The organism is Chryseobacterium sp. HNCC26DJ238 (assembly GCF_057180465.1).
The window spans coordinates 101773-124747 of sequence record NZ_JBXUGI010000018.1; the positions used below are offsets into that span (position 1 = coordinate 101773).

Annotated in this window: 21 protein-coding genes; 3 read left to right on the forward strand and 18 right to left on the reverse strand. The window is 37.3% G+C overall.

Translation table 11 applies throughout. The features are described from left to right. Nucleotides 1-66: 66 nt before the first annotated feature. From AC2A07_RS16540 to AC2A07_RS16570, 7 genes are all read right to left on the reverse strand, one after another. A complete protein-coding gene (locus AC2A07_RS16540; protein WP_484051299.1) occupies nt 67-258 on the reverse strand; it encodes a hypothetical protein in 192 nt (63 codons plus the stop codon). Then, on the reverse strand, nt 224-775 hold the full coding sequence (locus tag AC2A07_RS16545) for a hypothetical protein (RefSeq protein WP_484051300.1): 552 nt from the start codon (nt 773-775) through the stop codon (nt 224-226). The genes AC2A07_RS16540 and AC2A07_RS16545 overlap by 35 nt, the downstream gene beginning before the upstream one ends. A gap of 117 nt (nt 776-892) precedes the next feature. Continuing rightward, complete coding sequence (locus AC2A07_RS16550) at nt 893-1366, reverse strand: DUF6702 family protein (RefSeq protein WP_314493771.1); 474 nt, start codon at nt 1364-1366, stop codon at nt 893-895. Between the two features lie 56 nt (nt 1367-1422). Then, nucleotides 1423-2175, reverse strand: coding sequence for a TIGR00730 family Rossman fold protein (locus AC2A07_RS16555; RefSeq protein WP_314493769.1), 753 nt, complete (start codon nt 2173-2175; stop codon nt 1423-1425). 7 nt (nt 2176-2182) lie between these two features. Further along, on the reverse strand, nt 2183-2896 hold the full coding sequence (locus AC2A07_RS16560) for a nucleotidyltransferase family protein (protein WP_484051301.1): 714 nt from the start codon (nt 2894-2896) through the stop codon (nt 2183-2185). Nucleotides 2897-3004: 108 nt separating this feature from the next. Further along, the gene (locus AC2A07_RS16565) at nt 3005-3415 is read right to left on the reverse strand and encodes a RapZ C-terminal domain-containing protein (RefSeq protein WP_484051302.1); all 411 of its coding nucleotides are present in this window, start codon (nt 3413-3415) and stop codon (nt 3005-3007) included. A 63-nt stretch (nt 3416-3478) separates the two neighbouring features. Then, a complete protein-coding gene (locus AC2A07_RS16570) occupies nt 3479-4498 on the reverse strand; it encodes an aminoglycoside phosphotransferase family protein (protein ID WP_484051303.1) in 1020 nt (339 codons plus the stop codon). 50 nt (nt 4499-4548) lie between these two features. Between AC2A07_RS16570 and xrtF the strand changes: the two genes are divergently transcribed. From xrtF to AC2A07_RS16585, 3 genes are read left to right on the forward strand one after another with little or no spacing between them, the layout of a single operon-like run. Beyond that, a complete protein-coding gene (gene xrtF, locus AC2A07_RS16575; RefSeq protein ID WP_484051304.1) occupies nt 4549-5070 on the forward strand; it encodes an exosortase family protein XrtF in 522 nt (173 codons plus the stop codon). Then, nucleotides 5067-5501 (forward strand): exosortase F system-associated membrane protein, encoded by a 435-nt coding sequence (locus AC2A07_RS16580; protein WP_484051305.1) that lies wholly within the window; start codon nt 5067-5069, stop codon nt 5499-5501. The genes xrtF and AC2A07_RS16580 overlap by 4 nt, the downstream gene beginning before the upstream one ends. Nucleotides 5502-5505: 4 nt before the next feature. Next, on the forward strand, nt 5506-5964 hold the full coding sequence (locus tag AC2A07_RS16585; protein WP_484051306.1) for a hypothetical protein: 459 nt from the start codon (nt 5506-5508) through the stop codon (nt 5962-5964). Nucleotides 5965-6140: 176 nt separating this feature from the next. Here AC2A07_RS16585 and AC2A07_RS16590 read toward each other — a convergent pair whose 3' ends face one another. The 11 genes from AC2A07_RS16590 to dnaB all read right to left on the reverse strand — a co-directional run bounded on the left by AC2A07_RS16590 (nt 6141) and on the right by dnaB (nt 22869). Next, on the reverse strand, nt 6141-7136 hold the full coding sequence (locus AC2A07_RS16590; protein ID WP_484051307.1) for a cation diffusion facilitator family transporter: 996 nt from the start codon (nt 7134-7136) through the stop codon (nt 6141-6143). A gap of 197 nt (nt 7137-7333) precedes the next feature. Continuing rightward, nucleotides 7334-8326 (reverse strand): aspartate-semialdehyde dehydrogenase, encoded by a 993-nt coding sequence (locus AC2A07_RS16595; protein ID WP_314493753.1) that lies wholly within the window; start codon nt 8324-8326, stop codon nt 7334-7336. 116 nt (nt 8327-8442) lie between these two features. Continuing rightward, nucleotides 8443-8874 carry a hypothetical protein gene (locus tag AC2A07_RS16600; protein WP_314493752.1) on the reverse strand — a complete coding sequence of 144 codons (432 nt, stop codon included), beginning with the start codon at nt 8872-8874 and terminating at the stop codon, nt 8443-8445. 89 nt (nt 8875-8963) lie between these two features. Continuing rightward, nucleotides 8964-11669 (reverse strand): TonB-dependent receptor, encoded by a 2706-nt coding sequence (locus AC2A07_RS16605; RefSeq protein ID WP_484051308.1) that lies wholly within the window; start codon nt 11667-11669, stop codon nt 8964-8966. 211 nt (nt 11670-11880) lie between these two features. Next, nucleotides 11881-12741, reverse strand: a complete 861-nt coding sequence (gene nadC / locus AC2A07_RS16610; RefSeq protein ID WP_484051309.1) for a carboxylating nicotinate-nucleotide diphosphorylase — start codon at nt 12739-12741, stop codon at nt 11881-11883. 18 nt (nt 12742-12759) lie between these two features. Then, nucleotides 12760-14337 carry an L-aspartate oxidase gene (gene nadB / locus AC2A07_RS16615; protein WP_484051310.1) on the reverse strand — a complete coding sequence of 526 codons (1578 nt, stop codon included), beginning with the start codon at nt 14335-14337 and terminating at the stop codon, nt 12760-12762. A gap of 30 nt (nt 14338-14367) precedes the next feature. Next, complete coding sequence (locus tag AC2A07_RS16620) at nt 14368-14997, reverse strand: NAD(P)H-dependent oxidoreductase (protein WP_484051311.1); 630 nt, start codon at nt 14995-14997, stop codon at nt 14368-14370. A 130-nt stretch (nt 14998-15127) separates the two neighbouring features. Continuing rightward, a complete protein-coding gene (locus tag AC2A07_RS16625) occupies nt 15128-17398 on the reverse strand; it encodes a T9SS type B sorting domain-containing protein (RefSeq protein WP_484051312.1) in 2271 nt (756 codons plus the stop codon). 233 nt (nt 17399-17631) lie between these two features. Further along, on the reverse strand, nt 17632-19881 hold the full coding sequence (locus AC2A07_RS16630; RefSeq protein WP_484051313.1) for a T9SS type B sorting domain-containing protein: 2250 nt from the start codon (nt 19879-19881) through the stop codon (nt 17632-17634). 856 nt (nt 19882-20737) lie between these two features. Further along, nucleotides 20738-21214: a ribonuclease HI gene (gene rnhA / locus AC2A07_RS16635; protein WP_484051314.1), complete on the reverse strand. Its 477-nt coding sequence runs from the start codon at nt 21212-21214 to the stop codon at nt 20738-20740. A gap of 80 nt (nt 21215-21294) precedes the next feature. Next, entirely contained in the window at nt 21295-22869 is a 1575-nt protein-coding gene (gene dnaB / locus AC2A07_RS16640; RefSeq protein ID WP_484051315.1) for a replicative DNA helicase, read from the reverse strand. Between the last annotated feature and the right edge of the window lie 106 nt (nt 22870-22975).

The window sequence follows — 22975 nt, forward strand, 5'->3', positions numbered from 1 at the left end:
TGATTTCTTTGAGCCTGTTGGCAGTATCATAGAGATAGACTTCCCTGATTCCCGAAGGAGGCGTGATTAATTGGTGGAGGATGCATTCCTTGAATACATGCCCAACAGAATACCGCCGTCAGCGGTCGGGATCATTTTTTCCACTTCATCATTTCCTCTTCCCCCGAGGATCAACTGGGAAAGTTCTTTTCCGTTCTTATCGAGCCTGATGATCATGACATCTTTAGAACCGAAACCTTCGGGGTGAGTTCTGTACATTGCCTGCAACAACAAATCCTAAGTCAGTGGTCTGGATGACCGCTCTTGCTTCATCGTCCTGGGCTGTGCCTAATGTTTTCTGCCAGATTTCATTTCCCTCTGGATTTGTTCTTATCAACGATAGATCTGAGCCTCCTTTGGAATCCTCTTTTTTATCCAGCCCTTTTCCGGAGTACGAAGTTCCTACTATGGCAAATCCACCCTCCTGTGTAGCAACGGTTGCAGCCAGGAAATCATGGTTTCTTTCCTGAGAAATATTTTTCAAATATGGTATCGCCGTTTTGATTGAGCTTGATGATTTTAAAGTCGTACCCATTGTTCTGAGATCCTTTAGCCTATTGAAGGTTGGAGCTTTGAATGGCACTTCCGCTGATGAGATGCTGCTGGTCGATGGTGGTGGTTCTTGCGAAAGGAAGTCCTGAGAAGATGATTGGATGCTTCGTTGCCACTTTACTTCCTGTCCGAATGACAGAACTGTAAAACAAAGCAGGCAGGCAATGCTGTGATTCTTTTTCATCGTTTGTGTTTTTAACTGTTTATGCTAATTTAATTATTTTTATTCATGATTACAATTTTTTTGCAAAAAAAATCCACTGCAATTGCAGTGGATTTATAATTTACATTAAAATTTTTATTAAAAGGATACTTCGTTAATTTCTTTTCCCCTTTGGAAATTCATGGTTTTCTGTGATCCTTTATACGCAATATTAACAAGGTTGATCTGTTTTGGAAAAGCACTTAAAAGAATACTGTTCCTGATTTTTAAACTGCTTATCTCCGAAACCCCTGCAGTTTCAAAATAGACCCACACCGTTTCTCCACTCACCTGACTTCCTGTAAAAGTTAATGTTTTAGGAGTTCCGTCTACATAAACATCAAAATTATTGTTTACATATTTCTTCACTTCGGCTTCAAAGCCTGCAGTACTTCGGTTGATTTTAATGGCATCCGAAATATGACTGGTATTCATCTTTGTTGTAAATTTCAATGTCTTGCTGCCATCAATATAATCGACTTTCGTCATTGATGAGAAAAAATCTGCAGTCATGAAACTCATAAAGACAAGTAATGACAAAATACCTGATATGGATAAAAATTTTTTCATCATAATTTCTTGATTGTTAATCATCTTAGTAAATTAAATTTGGTCAAATATAATGCCAATTAAAAGTTAACGTTGACAGCATATTTTTCATAAAATGCTCTGATATGCTCCACAGCTTCGTCAGCGGTATCTACCACACGGTATAGATCAAGATCGTCTGTTGAAATCATACCTTCTTTTAACAGCGTATCTTTAAACCAGTCTAAGAGTCCTCCCCAAAATTCCGATCCTACAAGAACAATCGGGAATTTTCCTATTTTATTGGTTTGAATGAGTGTAATCGCTTCGGTGAGTTCATCCAGGGTTCCAAAGCCTCCCGGCATCACAATAAAGCCCTGAGAGTATTTGACAAACATGACTTTTCTTACAAAGAAGTAATCGAAGTTAAGAGAGTACATTTTGCTGATAAAGGGATTGAAATGCTGCTCAAAAGGCAGGTCGATATTGAGTCCTATTGATTTTCCTTTTGCATTGAATGCGCCTTTATTGCCAGCTTCCATGATTCCGGGACCGCCACCGGTAATGATTCCAAAACCTATCTTTGTTATTTTTTCAGCGATTTCCACCGCCATTTCGTAATACCGGGTGTCCGGTTTCAGCCTGGCAGAACCAAAAATAGAAACACAGGGGCCTATTTTAGCCATTTTCTCGTAACCATCCACAAATTCTGCCATGATTTTGAAGACCATCCAGCTGTCTTTGGTGACAATCTCGTCCCACGTTTTTTGTCTGAAACTATTATGTAATATTGATTCGTTACTATCTAATTCAGGATTTTGTAAACTTTCATCCCTACTTCCTTCAATTCCCATATCTTCTTTATTTAAAATATTTTTCGGCCTCTGTAACAGATGCCGGTCTTCCTACATCAATCAGGATACTGTCATGCAGAAATCCGTGAATTTTTTCGGTCTGCATCAGATCCAGATATTCTTCCATTACAGAAAATTTCCCCCTCCTTTTTATCTTGTCAAAAATGACCGGATTAATACAGTGCACACCACTGAATGCATAAGGCTTAAATCCTTTATTAAATTCTGCCAGCCTCTGTTCACCTGACTGGATGTTAAGCCATCCTCTCAGTACCAGATCATCGTTGAATAGCAATTTTCGTGAGCTTTCCCTATCCGATACTGCTAAAGTAGCAAAATCTTTAATCTTCTTGTGGTATTCTACAAATTTATTAATATTAATATCGGTAAGGATGTCTGCATTCATGATCAGGAAGTCTTCACCATGATCAAGAAATTTTTTGGCAAATATCAATCCTCCGCCGGTTTCAAGAAGTTCTTCGGACTCGTCTGAGATCTCAATCCTGCAGTTGAAGTGGTCATTCTTTTTCAGGAAATCAACAATCTGATCACTGAAATGATGCACATTGATCACGAAATCTGTAATTCCAAAACCTTTCAGATAGGTTATATTTCTCTCCAGAAGCGGAATTCCGTTTACCTTGGCAAGAGCTTTCGGGTGATGATCAGTAAAGGGTTTCAGCCGGGTTCCTTTCCCTGCTGCAAAAATCAGTGCCTTCATAGGATATGGGTGATGAGTGATGAATAATAGGTAATGGGTAATAAGTAATAGGCAATGAATAATAATAAAATAACGAAGTTAAAAACATTACTTATTACTCATTACCCATTACTTATGATTAAGTTGGTGCTGTTCGTCATGATGCAGGCTTATTTCTACCTGACTGCCGTATTTCTCTTCTATGAAATGTGCGATCTTAATCGCTGAATATACGGATCTGTGCTGTCCGCCGGTGCAGCCGAAATTAATTTGCAGGTTTTCAAAACCTCTTCCAAGATAATTATCGATATTGATGGAAACCATGTCTTTGATCAATTCTAAGAATCTGGGCATATCTGTCTTTGTTTCGAGATATTCCTGAACACCGATGTCGTTTCCTGTCTGGATTTTATATTCCTCCACTCTTCCCGGATTTAAAATTCCACGACAGTCGAATGTGAAACCGCCTCCATTTCCTGAATGGTCTTTGGGTATACCTCCTTTTTTGTATGAAAAACTGTGGATGTCTATGTGCAACATATTTTATTTTTTTATGATTGATCAGCGATAATGGATTCTGAGACGGTGATCATTAATCATTCATTATTTACTTAATATTTCTTCTATTTTTAATTTTGTTTTCTCCGTACTTAGCTGATCAATTACTTTTTTAAGCTCCGGATAATTTTTCATTGCTTTCCAATGGCTTGAAAATTCTGTAATATTTTCTATCCCTTTATTAATGCTGGAAATAAAATGTTGTTTTCGCTGAACTAATCCCCGAAAACCATAGGCGCCTAAAACCTGTAGAAATCGTATTAACTGAATGGGCTTAACTGATTTTTTTAGTTGAGTCTGAATTTCTTGATTGTCAAATTGTTGAATGTAAAATTTAAGCATATTTTTTTTGAAATCCTCAGGGAAATTTGCTTTAGCCTGAAACAGGAAGGAGATCACATCGTACATCAAAGGACCTTTCATCGCCGACTGATAATCAATAAATGATACACTGTTATTCTGGTCTACCATAATGTTTCTTGCCTGGAAGTCCCGGATCATTAAACCTTTAGGCTCAATATGTTCGATAAGATTGATGAGATTTTTAAATTCTTTCAGAAGATCAGACTTGTGATATTCAAGTTCCAGAACATCTGCAATAAAATTCTTAAAATAAAAAAGGTCGTGCATGACGGGTAGTTCATCATAACTTTCATACTCGAAAGTCCGGGTAAAATCAATCTGATCCTGTGTCAGCGTTTGCAGGGAAAACAGTTTTTCTAATGTCTGCTTTACTAAAGATTCTACATTTTCGGATACCCCGTCTTCAGCAATGATATCAGAAAATGTATGGGTTCCTAAGAATTCCTGGATGTACATTTTACGGTCATCAGACACCTTGAATATATCCGGAGTGTTGAGGTGTAGATCTGAAAAAATCTTTGAAAAATAGAGAAAACTTTCATTCTCCTGAATATTTTCATTACAGGTGACAATATATTTTCCGTTTTGATTTTCAGCCAGAAAATTGACTCTTGCAGAACCGCTTTGAGCTAACGTGACAAATTCAGTTGATTTTTTGCCAAAATGGTTTTCAAAAAATCTTTTTGCTTTTTCAGAAGTCATAATATGGAAACAAATATACTAATTTACAGTCGAATCTTTATCTTTGCATAATGCTAAAGGACTTTAAACCGGTTTTGGGGATTCTGCTTCGCTTCATCATTATCTACTTGGTGTTGCTTTTTGCCTACCAGTTTTACCTGAACAGTTATAAGGCGCAGGGACTGGACCCTTATTCCAGGATGATAGCCGGCCAGGTAATGTGGATACAAAACAGGTTGGATATTCCAACGCTTTTGTATGATGATCTTCATGGTGAACAGGTCTATTTCTATGTCAAAAAACAATATGTAACGAGAATGGTTGAGGGGTGTAATGCCATTTCTGTGATCATTCTTTTTGTCTCTTTTGTTTTTGCATTTTACAAAGGAGCTAAAACTTTTGTTTTTGTTGCTTTAGGGTTTTTAGCGCTTTATGTAATGAATGTTTTGAGAATTGTAGGGCTGAATATCCTGACCCGTGATTATCCTCAATATAATAAATTAGGACATGATTATTTGTTCCCGGCGTTTATTTATGGAAGTGTTGTCATTCTCTGGCTGGTCTGGATTAAATTTTTTGCTTTAAAAAGATGAAAATTTTTAACTGGTTTCTTGTTTTAGCCGGAATTTCCGGGCTTATCGCAGTAAGAATGATGGAAGACAGGATTTTCTATGATCCTTTCCTCACTTACTTTCATGAAGCAAATAAAAATATTCCGTTTCCGGAATTTGAATGGGGGAGATTAGTGATTGGTTATCTCTTCAGATTTATACTGAATCTTTTTTTCTCCTGTGTAATTATTCATTCTTTATTTAAAAATAAGGAATGGACAGTACAGGGAGCTGTTCTAATCTCAATTATATTTGCAATAACGTTCCCAATCTACCTGTTCTGTATCTACGACAGATTTGAAACAGGACATCTTTTTTCATTTTATATGCGGAGGTTTGTGATTCAGCCACTGATTCTCCTGTTGATTGTTCCGCTATTCTACTACAGAAGAAATATTTTACCTAAAGTTTAACATCATGATAAAGACAGTGATTGTTTTGAAAAATATCAGACGTATTCTCTGCCTGCTTTTGCTGTTGTCTTTTTATGGATGCTCAGTTCCTACTTATCTTTATATTCAAAATCTGTCGAATGAGAATAAAGTTATTACAGTCACCTTCGATACTGAACTTTCTGATTCTTCAGTTCTGTCCCTCAATAAATTGGATGTAAGATATGTGGAAGGTACTTTCAATGCAAAAAAATTCAAACCCCGTAAAATAAGTAATTTAAATTCACCTGATAAAAAGATCAGGGATTCTTCAGTTGTGGTGACTCTGCCAGCCCGATCAACTGCAATGATTATCAAGTCAAATAACTATCATTGGTTATCTCTAATCAATTCTGTTGAGGTTGATCACGTGAAAATTTCGATGAATGAGTTACGTAATCAATCAGAGCACATCAGATTCGGATATATTTACAGTATCAGATAGGAATTTTGGTGTCATTTATTTTTGACTGTACCCGCCACTAGCCCGGATCGCAGCGGTTACCCCACAGCAGGCGTTGGCCATCATATAGCGGTTGGGCGAGGAGTATGAGCGGAGAGCCGGAAAAAGCTTCTGAAGAATACTGTCCGTCTCATAGATGGCATAATATGTTCCCGGTATTATTCAACAGTATGTTTTTCCACGCGGGTAATATTCTCAGCGGCCCATTCCAATCTTCTGACAAATGCCTGCTCGCGAACCGGGCAGTCCATGATCTGGCAGACCGGGCAGGATATGGGCTTACAGTCATCCATATGGAAATTAAATTCGACTGTCCGGTCTGTGTTTTTTGCTAGCAGGAGTATAACATTTTCCATCTCTTTATGGGCATCACGGAGGCTGTAATACCAGGGTAGTGTAATATGGGCGTCAATATGAAGAGAGGATCCGAATTGCTGGATTTTCATATTGTGAATATCAATCCATTCTATTTTCCTGTTTTTTTCCAAAAGTTCGATAATGCTGTTCAGGATTTCCGGGTTCTGCTCATCCATAATTCCGCTTAAGGATTTTCTTACGATTTTGTACCCCACAAAAATGATGTAAAAACCAAAAAATAAAGCAACCACCGAATCTATCCAGTAAATCCCGGTGAAGTAAACTATAATTAGACTGACAACTACTCCAAGGGTAGTAAAGGTGTCTGACTGCAAATGTTTTCCTGAAGCAATAAGAACCAGAGAGTTCTGTTTTTTACCTTTTTTTATAGAAATGTAACCAAGACAGTAATTGACGATTGCCGTGACGGCAATGATGGCAATTCCCCAGTCAAGTCCTTTAAGAACTCTTCCGGTAACCAGACTGTTGATGCCTTCGTAAATAATCATAATTCCGGCAATGGCAATCAGGGCACCCTCTATTCCTGCTGTAACAAACTCTACTTTTCCGTGGCCGTAAGGATGGTCTTCATCTTTAGGCTTTGATGCCAGATGCAAAGAATACAGTCCCATAAAGGCACTGATAACGTTTACAATACTTTCCATGGCATCAGAAAATACTGCATCTGAATTGGTTAGTTTCCACGCGATAATTTTTCCAATGAATAAAATAATTCCCACAACGGCAATAATTTTCTGGAAACCTATTTTATCTTTACTGGTATTTTCTGCTGTCATTTTTTTGATTGCGAGTTTTTCTTTTTCTGTTTTTTTAACCTGTGTTTTTCCAGAGACTTTAGATTCCAGCTTTATATCTCACTATTCTATCCCATTCTTTACCAAGTTATCCTGAAAGCTGATGGAAAGTACAGGCTGCTCAAAGCTTATGATAAAAAAAAGAATCTCTTTCGGAGACTCTTTTCTTTTTTGTTAGTTTATACTAAGTTGTTAGCGACTAAGTATTCTGCGATCTGTACTGCGTTGGTAGCAGCTCCTTTTCGCAGATTGTCTGCCACAATCCAGAGATTGAGTGTTTTGGGCTGTGAGAGATCTCTCCGGATCCTTCCGACAAAAACTTCATCTTTTCCTTCTGAGTAGAGCGGCATGGGGTATTCGTTATTTTTAACGTTATCCATGACGATCACTCCAGGTGTTTCAGATAAAATTTTTCTTACTTCATCAAGCTCGAATTCGTTTTCAAATTCGATATTGACACTTTCGGAATGTCCTCCCTGTACCGGAACTCTTACTGCTGTTGCCGTCAGATTAAATGTGTCGTCTCCTAAAATCTTTTTAGGTTCTTTCATCAGTTTAATTTCTTCCTTAGTATAATCATCATCAGAAAATACATCACAGTGTGGTAAGGCATTTTTAAAGATCTGGTAAGGATAAACTTTAGCAACAGAGTCATCACCGTTGATTTCTCCGTTTAACTGATCCACTGCAGCTTTTCCTGTACCTGTTACAGACTGGTAAGTGGAAACAATGACTCTTTTTAAATCATATTTTTTATTCAGCGGACCTAAAACCATCACCAACTGGATGGTAGAACAATTGGGATTCGCAATAATCTTGTCTTCTCTGGTCAAAACATCAGCATTGATTTCCGGAACAACTAATTTTTTGGTTGGATCCATTCTCCATGCAGAGGAGTTGTCAATAACCGTAATCCCTGCTTCTGCAAATTTCGGCGCGTATTCCAGGGAAGTTGATCCACCTGCAGAGAAAATTGCGATATCCGGTTTGGCAGCTATAGCGTCGTCAATGCTTACGATAGTATAATCTACCTGTTTATATTTCACCTGTTTACCAATAGATCTTTCCGAAGCTACCGGAATTAATTCTGTTACGGGGAAATTTCTCTCTTCGAGAACTTTAAGCATCACTTGTCCAACCATTCCTGTTGAACCTACTACAGCTACTTTCATAAGTAAATAAAATTGTTTTTAAGATTATAGGTAATCGCATCTTAAGCATGAGAATGTCATTTTTTCAGGCATTGCGATTTTTGTTGTCTGAATAAAAAATTTAAGTTAATATATAATTAAGCTCCAAAGACTCTTGTCCATGGAAATGCAAATGCAAATAAACCTACTGCGATCAATCCCATGATGACAATTCCTAAAGAAATTGTATCGTTGGATTTTACTTTTTTGTTGATGATGGTCATCAGAACTGCAGCAACGAGCATGGAAAACGGATGTTCTACATACTGAAATCTCAAATCAGCATTTTTCATTACCGATCCCATGTCCAGACCTTTTGTAAAGTTCATGATCAGCATTACGATACCGATCAGAAATTGAACGTGGAAGAAAATCATGGTAAAAAGCGTGATTTTTCTAAGGAACTTACTTACTTTACCGCTGTACCCGAACATTACGGTAAGGAGAGCAATAATAAATAAGGAGGTTAGAGCGAGCTCAAGATAGGCAAAGCCCTTATGTGCGCTCAGCAAAATTTTGTAAAGATCCATACTTCTATTTTTTCTGTTTATTAAGTATACAAATATAAAAAAAATCCCGGCGAAAGCCGGGATTTGGTATTGAATAAGTTTTAAATTTATTAGAAATTGAATGCTACTGTTGCAGCCCAGGTGGTACCATAACCAAAGTAAACCTGGTTTTGCTGACTTACACCATTCCAGTTTCCGGCAGATTGGTATGCTGCGTAATCACTCTCAATCTGAGCGGGAGTACGGGTAGAATTAATTGCGGCATATTCAGATTTTGAAAGGTTTGCGTGAATATTTGTATTAGACTCGGCAATATATGTTTTGTCTAAAAGGTTGTACACGTTACCTCTCAATGTAAAGAACTGTTTTGGATCTTTCAATTTAATTTTAAAAGAAATTCCGAGGTCTAGTAGACCAAATGATGGTAATTCTAAAGAACCTTTTTCTCTGGATTCTTCATTTTGGAAGTTCAAAATATTCAAATTAGCATATAGATTTTTAACACCTCTGTAAGTTGCATCAAATGAAAACCAATCTAAAGGTTTGAATGTAAAACCTCCTGCCATTGTGGTCTGTGCAGAACCTCCCACTTTTACTTTATCTAAAAAGAGAGTCTGAGAATCTGTTCCAATTTGTTCATTATTTTCAGTGAAAATATTCCCTTGCGCATTGCCCTTATAATGATAATCATTAAATGAAACCATACCAAACAAGTCTAACATTCTGTGAGGCTTTGCGGTCAATTCTAACTCTATTCCCTGGTGGATTTCAGTGATTCCCTGAATATTTGAGTAAGCTTGATTCGTAGTTATAGTCGTACTTGGGTTTGTTGGATCCGGATAAGTTTGTGTAAGCCCTCCTCTTCTTTGGAATCGGTCTTTCCATTCAGTTCTGTAGACATTCAGGGTCGCATCAAAGATAGAAGAACGGAAACCATAACCTCCTTCAAGACCAAATATTTTTTCGTTGGTGAGATTTGGGTTTAAGTAATTCTTTTGATTTGGATATACTGCATTTAAAAATGGCTGCTTAGAATAGTATCCAATATTGGCATACACATTATGATGATCATCTATGTTATAGTTGGCACCAGCTTTCATGTTGTATCCTACGATATCTTTAAAACCTGTTTTTGTATTAAGTGCAGGGTTTGCTGCAGTAGGCTGAGCGATTTGTGCATTAGCAGCTGTAGAGTTTTTGTATCCTGCCTGCTGACCGTTTAATAAAGTCACTCCGTCAATGATGAAATTGTCAATTCTCTGGAAAGATTGATTAGACAATGCACCGGAAACAAAAGCCGATAACTTGTCATTAGAATACTCTAACTGACCAAAACCTCCATACCATAATACTTCACCATCATTATCATATCCTATTTTATCTTCATCGTTGTTTATTTTTCCGCCAAAAGGATTCCCTGTAGCTCTGGGAGCAAATCTATTGGTAACAACTCTAGGAGTTACGGTATATACATTTCCGGGAGCAGTGAAGAAGTTTTTGTTTGTAATATCTTTGTAGCCGGAAGCTCCGTACATATCTGAAATAATCTGATAATGGTAACCGTAATAATACCTGTTGTCTGTTCCAATGGTGAAATTTAAATTTTCATTAAATTTATGATTGAAACTGATAATAGCTCCAAACCAGTTGTGAGAGTTAATTGACGATCTTCTTACTAAAGTGCTCCCCTGTGCAGCGGTTTGAGGGTTAATAGTAGCATTTGTATTAAAGATCTTGTCGTAATCGATTTGTCCGTCAGGAGTTACAAAGCTGTTCACAAAACCAGTGTTCGTGCCTACACCTGTTGGTATTCTACCGATATCACCGGTACCGCCACCTCTACCAAAAGAAGCGTAGAATACTGAATTTAATTTTGAATTTTCACTCATCTTCCAATCCCAGTTTAGAGACATTACAGGTTTGTGATAATAATTTACTCTGTTGGATAACTGTTCCCCATCTCTATATCCCCAGTCTGCATTGTATCTTCTGTTGGGAGTACCATCCTGATCACTGTTATATTTAATATAATTTTGAATCGTTGTTGAAGTTGATCTCTGATTATGCCATTGAGGAGCTCCTGTTATTGTAAACTGAAGGTCATGCTTTTTGTTTGGCTGATATCCTAAAGCAAAATAATAGTTATAGGCTTCAAAATCAGTCCCATTTGCGTACATAGCACCCGAAGTTCTACCCATTAGAAATGAAGAGGACCATCCTGAAGCAGATTTTCCTGTATTATAAGAAAACACAGTTTTTAGAAAGCCATCATTCCCTAATCCTAATGTTACTCTACCGCTTTGTTTTTTGTCGGCAGCTCTCGTAATATAGTTCATTGTTCCACCAACAGAAGCGATGGCTAATTTTGACGCTCCTAACCCCCTCTGTACCTGTAGTGCAGTAGTTACATCAGAAAGACCTGCCCAGTTTGACCAAAAAACAGCACCGTTTTCCATGTCATTTACTGGCATCCCATTTACCATTACAGCAATGTTTTCCTGACCAAAGCCACGAATGTTTAGTTTTGAATCTCCAAAACCACCACCTGCTTTTGTAGCGTATACAGAAGGTGTAACATTTAAAAGTTCGGGAAGTTCTTGGTTTCCAATTCTCTCCTGAATTTGTGCTTCTTTAATCGTAGAAACAGCAACAGGAGTCTTTCTATCTTTGGCGATATCTGCAACTCCTGCGATGACAACCTGCTCAATATCTCTTGATCTTGTGTCAACAGTATCCTGAACTTGTTGTGCATAATAAACGCTGGCTGTTGAGAGTGATATCATCACAGTTAGCATCGATTTGTTGATTAATTTCATAATCTTAAGTAATAGTTAGAATTAATTTTTTTGCAAAATTCGACAAAAAAATTTTAACTCTTATTAACTTAATGTTAATTTTTAATCAGTCTTAATAAAGTACAAAGCATTGATATAGAGTGATTTATGAAAATTTGGATTTTTAAGTGAAAAAAATCATATTATTGTATTTTTAAAAAATAATGTTTATTATTGTTAAAAATACAATGCTTTACATAATAGCTTTAAGACTGAGATCAATATTTTTTGCAGAATGCGTTAAAGCTCCTACAGATATATAGGTTACACCGGTACTGGCAATTTCTCTTAACATATCCCTTTTAATTCCACCTGAAGCCTCACTTTCACAAGATTCATTGATAAGCCTAACTGCTTTTTGCATGGTTTCAATATCCATATTGTCTAGCATGATCCTGTCGACTTTTGCATTGATCGCTTCCTGTACTTCTTCTAAAGTACGGGTTTCAACTTCTATCTTCATCTTCTTCTTTATGCTTTTCAGGTATTTTTTTGCCATTTTCACAGCATTGGTAATGCTTCCGTTGTAATCGATATGATTGTCTTTCAGCATAATCATATCATACAAGCCGTACCTGTGATTGGTTCCTCCCCCAATAGCAACCGCCCATTTTTCACAAACTCTGAAATTTGGTGTCGTTTTCCGGGTGTCCAACAGTTTGGTCTTTGTACCCAGTAATCTTGAATCCCAATCCTGAGTAAGGGTTGCAATACCGCTCATCCGCTGCATACAGTTTAAAACCAGTCTTTCTGTTGATAGAATAGATCGTGCACTTCCTGTTACAATAAAAGCTACATCGCCTACTTTTGCTGTCTCACCGTCTTTTATGAATTTTTCAACTTTTAAATTCTTATCAAACGTTCTAAAAATTATTTCTGCCAGTTCAACGCCGGCGAGGATGCAGTTTTCTTTGACCAGAAGTTTCGCACTCTGCTCCAAATCCTTTGGAATTGTTGACAGGGTAGAGTGATCTCCGTCCTGAATATCTTCTTCCAATGCATTTTTGATGAATTGTTTTAAAACTTTATCGCTTACGTAGTCTGGTCTTTTCATATCTTTTTACTGAATCAGTTATGCTAAAGCTAAATCTTTATTGTAGAATGCCCCTTTATTTTGTTTCATTTCCATGGATTGGGTGATAATGAGGTGGGCAACAGTTGTCAGGTTTCTAAGTTCTGAAAGTTGAGGTGACAGGATAGAGTAGTGGTAGATCTCATCAACTGCAGCGGCGATTTCCTGGTGTTTTCGGAGTGCCATTTCCAGACGCCTGTTGCTTCTTACGATTCCTACCAGATCACTCATCATTTCCTGAAGCTGTTTTCTCAGGTAAGATACAATGACCATTTCATCGATGATTTTCATGCCTTCCTCATTCCATTCGGGAACTGCCTTGAGATCATCAAAATTAAAATTATTTTCATTTAGTAATTCAACTGTTTTCATGGCAGCATTATGCCCGAAAACCAATCCTTCCAGTAAGGAGTTTGATGCCAGTCGGTTGGCGCCATGTAATCCTGAATTGGTACATTCTCCTACAGCGAATAAATTATTAAGTGAAGACTGCCCGTCTTTATCCACTTCAATCCCTCCCATCAGGTAATGACATGCCGGAACGACGGGGATTAGTTGGGTGAAGGGGTCAATGCCTTCATCCTTACATTTTTTATAAATATTTGGAAAATGTTCCAGAAATCTTTCGTGATTCATATCCCTGCAGTCAAGTCCTACGAATTCGTCTCCGGTAACTTTCATCTCTGCATCTATGGCTCTTGCCACAATGTCTCTTGAGGCAAGTTCTTCACGCTCATCATATTTCTGCATGAATTTTTCGCCTTTTTTTGTTCTCAGTTTTGCGCCGTCTCCTCTCACAGCCTCCGAAATTAAAAACAGCATACCGTCAAGTTTACTGTACAGTGCAGTCGGATGAAACTGGTAATACTGCATATTGGTTACTTTACCTTTGGCACGGGCTACAAAAGCGATTCCGTCACCTGTTGCAATCACAGGATTGGTTGTGTTTTTGTAAACATGTCCTGCTCCTCCTGTTGCGGCCAAAGTAATCTTAGACGTGATTTTTTTTATAGATTTGGATTTTTCATCTAAAATATAGGCACCATAACAATTGATCTCTCCTTCGTTAAGTTCTTTTCCCGGAACATGGTGCTGGGTAATAATATCAATAACATAATGATGATCAAGGATTTCAATATTCGGACTGCTTTTCACAGTTTCCAGTAAGGCTCTTTCTATTTCAAAGCCGGTGATATCTTTGTGATGTACGATTCTGTTTTCTGTATGACCACCTTCTCTTCCTAATGCAAACTCTCCGTTCTTCATGTCAAAATTAGCTCCCCATTCAACAATTTCGTTAAATCGTGCAGGAGCTTCTTTGACCACCATTTCCACAACATCACGTTTGTTCTCACCATCACCGGCACGCATGGTGTCCTCAATATGTTTTTCAAAATTATCATTTTTGGAATCTGTAACGACTGCCAGTCCACCCTGAGCATATTTTGTGTTGCTCTCGTCTTCGTCAGATTTTGTTACAATGATTATTTTTGCATCGGGAAGCTGTTCTGAAACTTTAATGGCATAAGAAAGTCCGGAAATTCCGGAACCAATGACTAATACATCCGCTTTTATCATATTGTTACTTTAAGACAACCGTCTAAATAATTAAATAAATTTAAACAATTTTTCATTTGGTTTCCTTACTTTTTTCATGTGCTGGAACTCGTCTTCTTCCGATCGGTAGCCTAATGCCAATGTTACAGTCACTTTTTCTATCTCTGGGTTGATCTCTAAGATTTCTTCAATAAGATCCTGTCTGAAGCCTTCCATCGGGCAGGTATCAATGTTTTCTATTGCTGCAGCATACATTAAATTGGCTAATACAATATAAGACTGTTTTTCTGCCCAGTTAAGAATATCATCATGCTCCTGCCGGTTGAAATGACCGGTGATGCTTTTTTTGAAAGGATTTAAATCTTCCACAGAATGATCACGAACTTTAGAAATATGATTAAAATATCCGTCAAGATAGACCTCATCCATGTTTTTTTTTGAAATCAGTACAATGAGATGTGAGCAGGTTGAAATTTGTGATGGATTATAGAAAGCCGGTATCAGTTTTTCTTTCATTGCGGAGCTTTCAACCACGAATATTTTATAAGGCTGAAGACCAAGAGAACTTGCTGCCAGTTTTCCTGACTCAAGAATATTGAGAAGCAGTTCCTGCGGAATGGTCACTTCAGGATTAAATTTTTTCACAGAATATCTTCTGCTTAAAGCTTCCAAATAATTCATGGAGACAAATTTAAGAATTGAATTATGAATACAGACAGTTTTGTGCCAAAATCTGGTTTTAAATTTTTTAATTAAAAAATCACTCCTTTTTTAGGGGAGTGATCACAATATAATTAAATAATGAAAAAAATCAGTCTCTATTTTTTACCATAATCCAGCCTGAAAATTTGACAGGAGTTTTAGTCTTATTGTTCTCGTTCCATGTGACAGAATACCAGTAACTTCCTGTAGGAACTTTTCTACCGTTGGCAGTACCGTCCCAGATGTATCTGTTGGTTTTGTCTCCCTGATGAAGCTTTGATCCGTATCTGTCAAAAACATTAAATGTCAAATCTAATTTGCCGGCCAGGGCTGAATAATCAATATAGTCATTCTTTCCGTCACCATTTGGAGTAATCACATTAATTAAATTTGGAACTGTAATATTTACTTCAATAGGTTCACAGTGATAAACATCTCTTACATAAATTTTATGCATACCTCTGGAAATTCCTGTAAATATATTAGAGTCCTGCCAATTCACATTGTCTAATGAATATTGATATGCCGGAGTTCCTCCATTTACATTTACCGTAATCGTTGTATTTGAAATATCGATGGATGTAATAACTGGCTGTTCTGATGCGTAAATCTTAACATTCTGTGTTGAGACGCAATCACCTGTTTTCAGTTTTACCCAATAAGTACCTACACCTACATCGGTAATGGTTTGAGTCGTTGCTCCTGTGCTCCATTCGTATGCTGTAAAACCCGGCCCTGCATCCAGAGTGGTTTTGTTCTCAATACAAATTATTTTGTCGGTTAAAATTGTAGAATATACAGGAGCAATAACGATCAATGTTACCTTAGCAACGTTGAAACATCCGTTTGCATTTGTTACACGGATATAGATAACTCCACTAGGTGCGGTGTAACCTGCAGGAGTGTTGATTTCATTAGTCCCGTTGACCGCATCAGTCAGAGAAGGATAATATTTTTTAGTTATTCCTGATTCTAAAGTTACGACGGCATTCGTCAGGTTAAATATTCCTAATGAAGGATTAGTTGGTTCTGAACACGCTCTTAATGTTGCATCATTTACGACTACCGGTGGGAAAGTATTAAGTGTAATTATTGCATTGTCCACACAGCCCTGAGCTGTTGTTACTTTTACATGGATGGTTGTACCTGAAGCGGCAGGGAATGCTGTAAAGTTCGTGATCTGATTGGTTCCTGCAGTCAAATCTGCGAGAGTTGGATAATACTGTTTTGTCACTCCGGCTAATCCCGTAACGGCAGCATCATTTAAATTAAAGATCCCAACACCTGCATTGTTATTGTTACATTTGGTTAATGAGGCATCTGCAGCTTCAAACGGAGTTGGATTTAAAATAATTCTCGCATCACCATTATCACATAATGTTGATGAAGGATCTTTAATTACTACAGTTATTGTTGTATTTCCTGTATACTGAAAGTTCGTAGGTGTCGCAATCGGTGTAGAGCTTCCCAATACATAATAAATAATTATATAATTAGAAGGGGTATTTACAAACTGCGAAGCATACGAAGTTAAATCAACAAAACCATTTCCTGTAGATGGGTTGGTACATACAAACGGGGTGATGGTACTTTGCAAAATAGGGACTTTGTCAATAAATATTTTCGCATTTTTAATAGAATGTCTTGCGCTCGCAGCTCCGGTTCCGGATGAAAATCCAAAATATCCTGTTGTCATTCCGATTGCACCACCTGAAGGTGCGAAAGATTGATTGGTGATGACAACTCCGTCTATTCTTATCTGGATAATCCAGTTGTTCGTATTGGCAGGATCTACTTCTCCATTTACTTCAACATGCTTGTAATTGGCTCCTACGAAAGGTTGCGTAGCTTGTAAATCAGGAGAGTGAAATGTACTACCGGGAGTCATATTATACTCTACGTTAGGATTTCCGGCAGGTGTATTGTTAGTACCATAGAGAAGATGAACTTTGCTCATCTGGCCTTCTGTAGAATTGTTGAAAATATCAAAAGCAACCATCAGTCCGTTAGCATTGGCCGGGATTCCCAATCCTCCGCCGGTCGTAAAAGCTGTCGGCGGGTTTGATAAATACCAAAAAGTGAGGCCATCACCTCTTCCGTAGGCAGTGGTGCCATTCCCATCAATTCTGAAATCAAATTCAACTTTCCATTTATCACAGTATTTTAAATTAATGGGATCAGAAAGTTTTATTGCTCCAAACTGACTGGTCTGGTCAGCGGTAAGCCGTACAAAATCTCCGCTTACAACTGCGGATGGAACAATGTCCCAACCTGTAGTATTGACCGGGTTTCCTGTAAGCTGATACGTTTGAGCTGTAGCGTTGCTCTGAGCGAAGAATAAAAGAATTACTGAGAGGTAAAGTAGTAGTGTTTTCTTCATTTTATTTAGATTGAATAGGTTGTTAGAATATTAAAAAGGGTTATTTTAATCAAATATTTTAAAAGTTTATTGGTGTAATAATTAAAGTGAAATGTCTATTAAAGTTGATATTATACGCTTTTAATTGTATGGTATTGTGCAGGATTATTAAAAAGAGATCAATGGATTGAATTTTAATACAATTATCAAAGAACTAAAAATCACTCCTGTATGGAGTGATTTTTTTGAGGAGATTATTCTCTGTTTTTTACAAGCACCCACCCGTTATATTGTGTAAGAGTATTGTTTTTGTCATTTTCATTCCAGGAAATTGTGTACCAGTAAGTTCCCGTAGACAGTTTTTTTCCTCCGGAGGTTCCGTCCCATTTGAAGTTTCTCAATTTGTCGGCTTCATATTTTTTGTTTCCATATCTGTCGTAGACGATAAATACCAGATTCTTTTTATATGCTAATGCTGAATAATCTATAAAATCATTCTTATTGTCTCCATTTGGAGTGATTGCATTAAGCAGATTTGGAATGGTAATCTGTACTTGTACAGGTTCACAGTTATAGAAATCTTTTACAAAAACTTTGATTTCTCCTCTGGGAAGTCCTGTGAAAACATTAGAATCCTGCCAGTTTGATCCATTTAAAGAATATTGATAAGGTGCAGTTCCGCCTGTTGCGTTGACTGTTATCATATTGTTGGAAATATTGATGCCTGCTATCACAGGATTTGATGCTGCTTTTACATCAACGGTCTGTACGGTAAAACAGTTTCCTGTTTTCAGGCTGACCCAGTATGTTCCGACAGATACACCCTGAATAGAAGAGGTTGTTTCACCAGTACTCCAGAGATATGCATCGAATCCCGTCCCGGCATCCAGAGTTGTTCTTTCATCTATGCATATTGTTTTATCTTTCAATACTGTTGATCTTACCGGCGGAAGTACTTTTAAAGTGATTTTTTTGATGATGAAACAATTGCTGCTGCTGGTTACTTTTACATAAATTTCAGCTCCTGTAGAGATATACGTGGTAGGATTTACAATCTCATTGGTTCCTGCAAGAGCGTTGGCTGATGATGTATAGAATTTTTTGGTTATGCCTGTTTGAGATGTAACATTTGCAGATGTTAAGTCAAAGAGAGCCGCTGTTGAATTAGCCGCACTGAAACAGGATTCTAAGACTGCATCATTAGCTGCGGGAAGTGGAAGGAAATTTAAAGTTATCTGTGCGTTACCGCTGCATCCCTGAGGGGTTGTAACTTTTACATAAACAATTCCGGGTGCAGAAATGTATGCTGTGGGATTTGTAATTTCATTTGTGCCGGCATTCAGGTCTGCTAACGTTTTATAGTATTTTTTTACAATTCCGGGTACAGCACTTACATTTGCTGATGTCAGATTAAAAGAAGCAGTAGCTGCATTATTATTGTTGCATTCTGAAATTGTTGTGTTACTGGCTGTGAATGGTGATAGTGTAAGGAGAATTTGACCATCAGGGTTATCACATAAAACCCCTGAGTTGTCTTTTATAAATACATTGACCGTAGTATTTGCACTAAACTGATATGCGGATGGATTGCTGATCGTGGCTCCACCTGCAGAATAAGTGAATGTGTAATTGGCAGGAGTTGTAACAAACTGAGAATTAAATGATGTCAGATTTGTAGTTGCAGATCCGGTTGAAGGGTTCGGGCAGAAAGACTGTGTTACAGAAGGTTGTAAAATACTTACCTTATCAGTGTAAATTTTTACATTTTTAATAGAATGTCTTGATCTGTTTCCTCCTGTAGAAGCTGAAAATCCGAAATATCCGACAGTCATTGCTGCGGCGGCTCCAGACGGAGCAAAAGACTGATTACAGATTACGGTATTATCTATTTTTATCTGTACGATCCAGTTTGCAGGTGTTGCCGGGTCTACCTGTGCTGTTACTTCAACATGCTTGTAGGTGGTTCCCTGAAATGGCAGGGTGGTATTAAGATCCGGAGAATGAAAAGAGCTTCCGGCAGTATTGAAAAATTCTACATTATTATTATCGGTAGTATTGGCTACCTGACCGTACGCGACATGGACCTTGCTCATTACAGCCGTAGTCGTATTATTGTAAGTGTCAAAACCAGCAATAAAACCTACTGCATTTTGGGAAACCCCGAGACCTGATCCTAGCACACTTGCTACCGGCGGATTTGCCAGATACCAGAATGCAAGACCATCGCCATTGGCAGTCTGGTTAGAATCCATTCTGAAATCAAATTCTACTCTCCACTTATCGCAGAATCTAAGGTTGATAGGATCATTCAGCCTGATAGATCCGGATTGATTATTGGCATCAGCAGTAAGCTGAATAAAATCCGTATTGACCACTGTAGGTGAAACCATAGTCCAGCCTGTTGTCACAACTGGATTTCCGGAAAGTTGGTATGTCTGGGAATTGAATTTTCCGAAAACAGAGAATAGGAATATGGTTAAATAAAACAGTAAATTTTTATTCATCTATCAGAATTTTTATAATTAGATGTGTAAATATATTAAATACTTAGGAATAAATATAGGTGTGATGTTAATTTGTTGAAAATATATGGTTATTTGGTAAGATATCGGGTTGTTTTTAGAAGAATAGTTAAATCATTTAATTAGATATTATAATCATTCGAAATTTGTTAGTTGGAAATTAATTTTGATTGCTTTCACCATGCTTACAAAACTTTGAAACGGAAGCTGAAATGTGCTGATGATAAGGTCAGAATTATAAATTATTCTAATTCATAAAATATGATATCCATGGTTTACATTAAAAAGTCCTGATCGTATGTTATTCTTAATACCTAATTTAACATCAGTTCGGCATAAAGCTCTGTAAAACGCAAAACTAAACAAAAATATTAATCAAATAATTTTCAAATATTTACGATAGACAGAGGCTTGAAACTTGTCAATGTAATACAACTTCTTATATAGCTTTAATAAATGATGAGGCTTGTTTAACTTGAAAGCGTTTCAAAAAGTAGTATTTGCTTTGCGATAAAATGACATTGTTTTGAAAATCAATTATTTTAAAAAAATATCTATCGCAAACTCAGGTTAATTTTATAAATGTTTTTCACAATAACTGTTTGATTAATATAGGAAATTAAGATTCATCTTCGGAAGTATACGGTCGATCATTCACTTAGCATAAAATACAGTTTTTTTAATTGTGAAAATTCCGGACAGTCAGAAAAAAGTTAAGATAAAAATTTGATCTCTAATGTTTCTATTGTAATTGCTTTGTGATGTTTTTTACAAAAAGTTTGCGTGGGAAAAATTATAATAAAGGTGGTCTATTAATAATTGTTGTGATGATGAATCGTTAAAATAAAGTATGGTTGTCCTGATTTTCAAAATAAGAGTCTACATCAAGGTTGCCTGCATTGGCGGCTTTTACTGCAAGTTTATCACAAAGTTCATTTTCAAAATGACCGGCATGCCCTTTGATCCAATGCATTTTAGGCTGATGAGCATTATAAAGTAATACAAAACGCTTCCATAGATCCGGATTTTTTACATTTTTCCATCCTTTCCTGATCCAGCCGGCAAGCCAGTTTTTATTAACCGCATCCGAAACATATTTGCTGTCTGTGAAAACATGAATGTCATTTTCAGTTGATTTAAGTTTTTCTAAAGCTGTAATGACTGCCATTAATTCCATTCTGTTGTTAGTGGTTTTACGAAAACCTTTTGAGAATGTCTTCTGATAATTTTTTTCAGGAACTTTCATGATGATTCCATACCCTCCTTTTCCTGGATTTCCGCTGCAGGCACCGTCTGTATAAATTTCAATTCTCAAAATGTGCTGTATTTAAAAAGTTTGGCTATGATGTTGTTCCCTTTTAAAATGGTTATACACCCATTACTTTAATCTGAATTTTAAAAAGGAAAATCATCTTCATCATCCAGATCATTCATTGAAGAACCGGAAACTTTGGAATTATCTGGTAAATCGAATGCAGCACCGGGCTGAATGGTGGTTTTTATTTTTTCAAAACCACTTGGTTCGGTGTTACCTCCTGCCGGATAACCGTAATCGGTTTCTCCAAGGTCTCCGAACTTAGCAAAATGTTTCATAAATGAGAGCCTTACATCAGCAGTTGCACCATTTCTGTGTTTTGCAATAATCAGTTCGGCCTGATTTTCTGTCGAAGATTCCTGTCCTTCTTCATCGTTATCCCAAACAGCAATTTTATAATATTCCGGTCGGAAGATGAAAGATACGATATCTGCATCCTGCTCAATCGCTCCGGATTCTCTCAAATCTGAAAGCTGAGGTCTTTTTCCGGGACGTGTTTCTACTGTTCTGGAAAGCTGGGAGAGTGCAATCACAGGAACATTCAGTTCTTTTGCAATTGCTTTCAGAGAACGAGAAATCATTGCGATTTCCTGCTCACGGTTTCCTCCCCCTTTTCCACCGCTGCTGGCAGTCATCAGCTGAAGATAATCGACCATGATGATCCTTACCCCATGCTGCATCACCAGTCTCCGACATTTTGCACGAAAGTCAAAGATTGATAAGGAAGGGGTTTCATCGATATATAAAGGAGCATTTTCCAGTTCTGAAACGTTGGAGAACAGCCGCTGCCACTCTTCATCGCTCATTTGTCCTTTTCTTAATTTTTCTGAAGAAATTTTTGTTTCAGACGCAATCATCCTGGTGATGAGCTGTACAGATGCCATCTCCAGAGAAAAAAGGGCCATCGGAATCTTCGATCCCACCGCAATATTTCTTGCCATAGAAAGAAGAAAGGCCGTTTTACCCATTGCCGGACGGGCAGCAATGATAATCAGATCTGAGTTTTGCCATCCCCCCGTTTCTTTGTCTACTCCTGTAAATCCGGATGGAACTCCCGAGATTCCTTCTTTATCTTTTAGGGACTTAATGGTATCGATTGCCTGTTTTACCAATGTATTTGCTGTGTCAAATCCTTTCTTTATCGTCCCGTTGGTGATTTCAAAAAATGACTGTTCGGCTTTATCCAGAAGTTCAAAAACATCTGTTGATTCTTTATATGAGGTGTCAATCACGTTGGCAGAAACATTGATTAAGCTTCTGAGAATGTATTTTTCAAGAATGACTCTCACGTGGTATTCTATGTGCGCAGAGGAACTGACCCCCATTGTCAGTTCAATAATATAATGGTCACCCCCTGCCGAAGCCAGCCTGTCTGATTTCTTCAGTTCCTGAATAACAGTCATCAAATCGACGGGACTGTTTCCTTCGTATAATTTTAAAATGACTTCGAAAATCACCGAATGCCTTGGATCGTAGAAAACTTCCGGTGTCAGAAGGTCAATAGAATGATCCAGCCCTTTTTTATCAATCAAAAAAGTACCGACTACCAATCGTTCAAAATCTATCGCATTGGGAGGCATTTTTCCATCTGCAATTGATAATTCTTTTGCAAAGTTTCCCTGGGTAAGAGATGATAAAGTTTCTTTCTGCGCCATATTGCAAAGATAGTTTATTTAAAAAATAATTTGAAATGAGTTAATGATTATTGTTGATAAGTTTTAAAATATCAGTATTGAGAGGTATTGAATAATGTTATAAAAA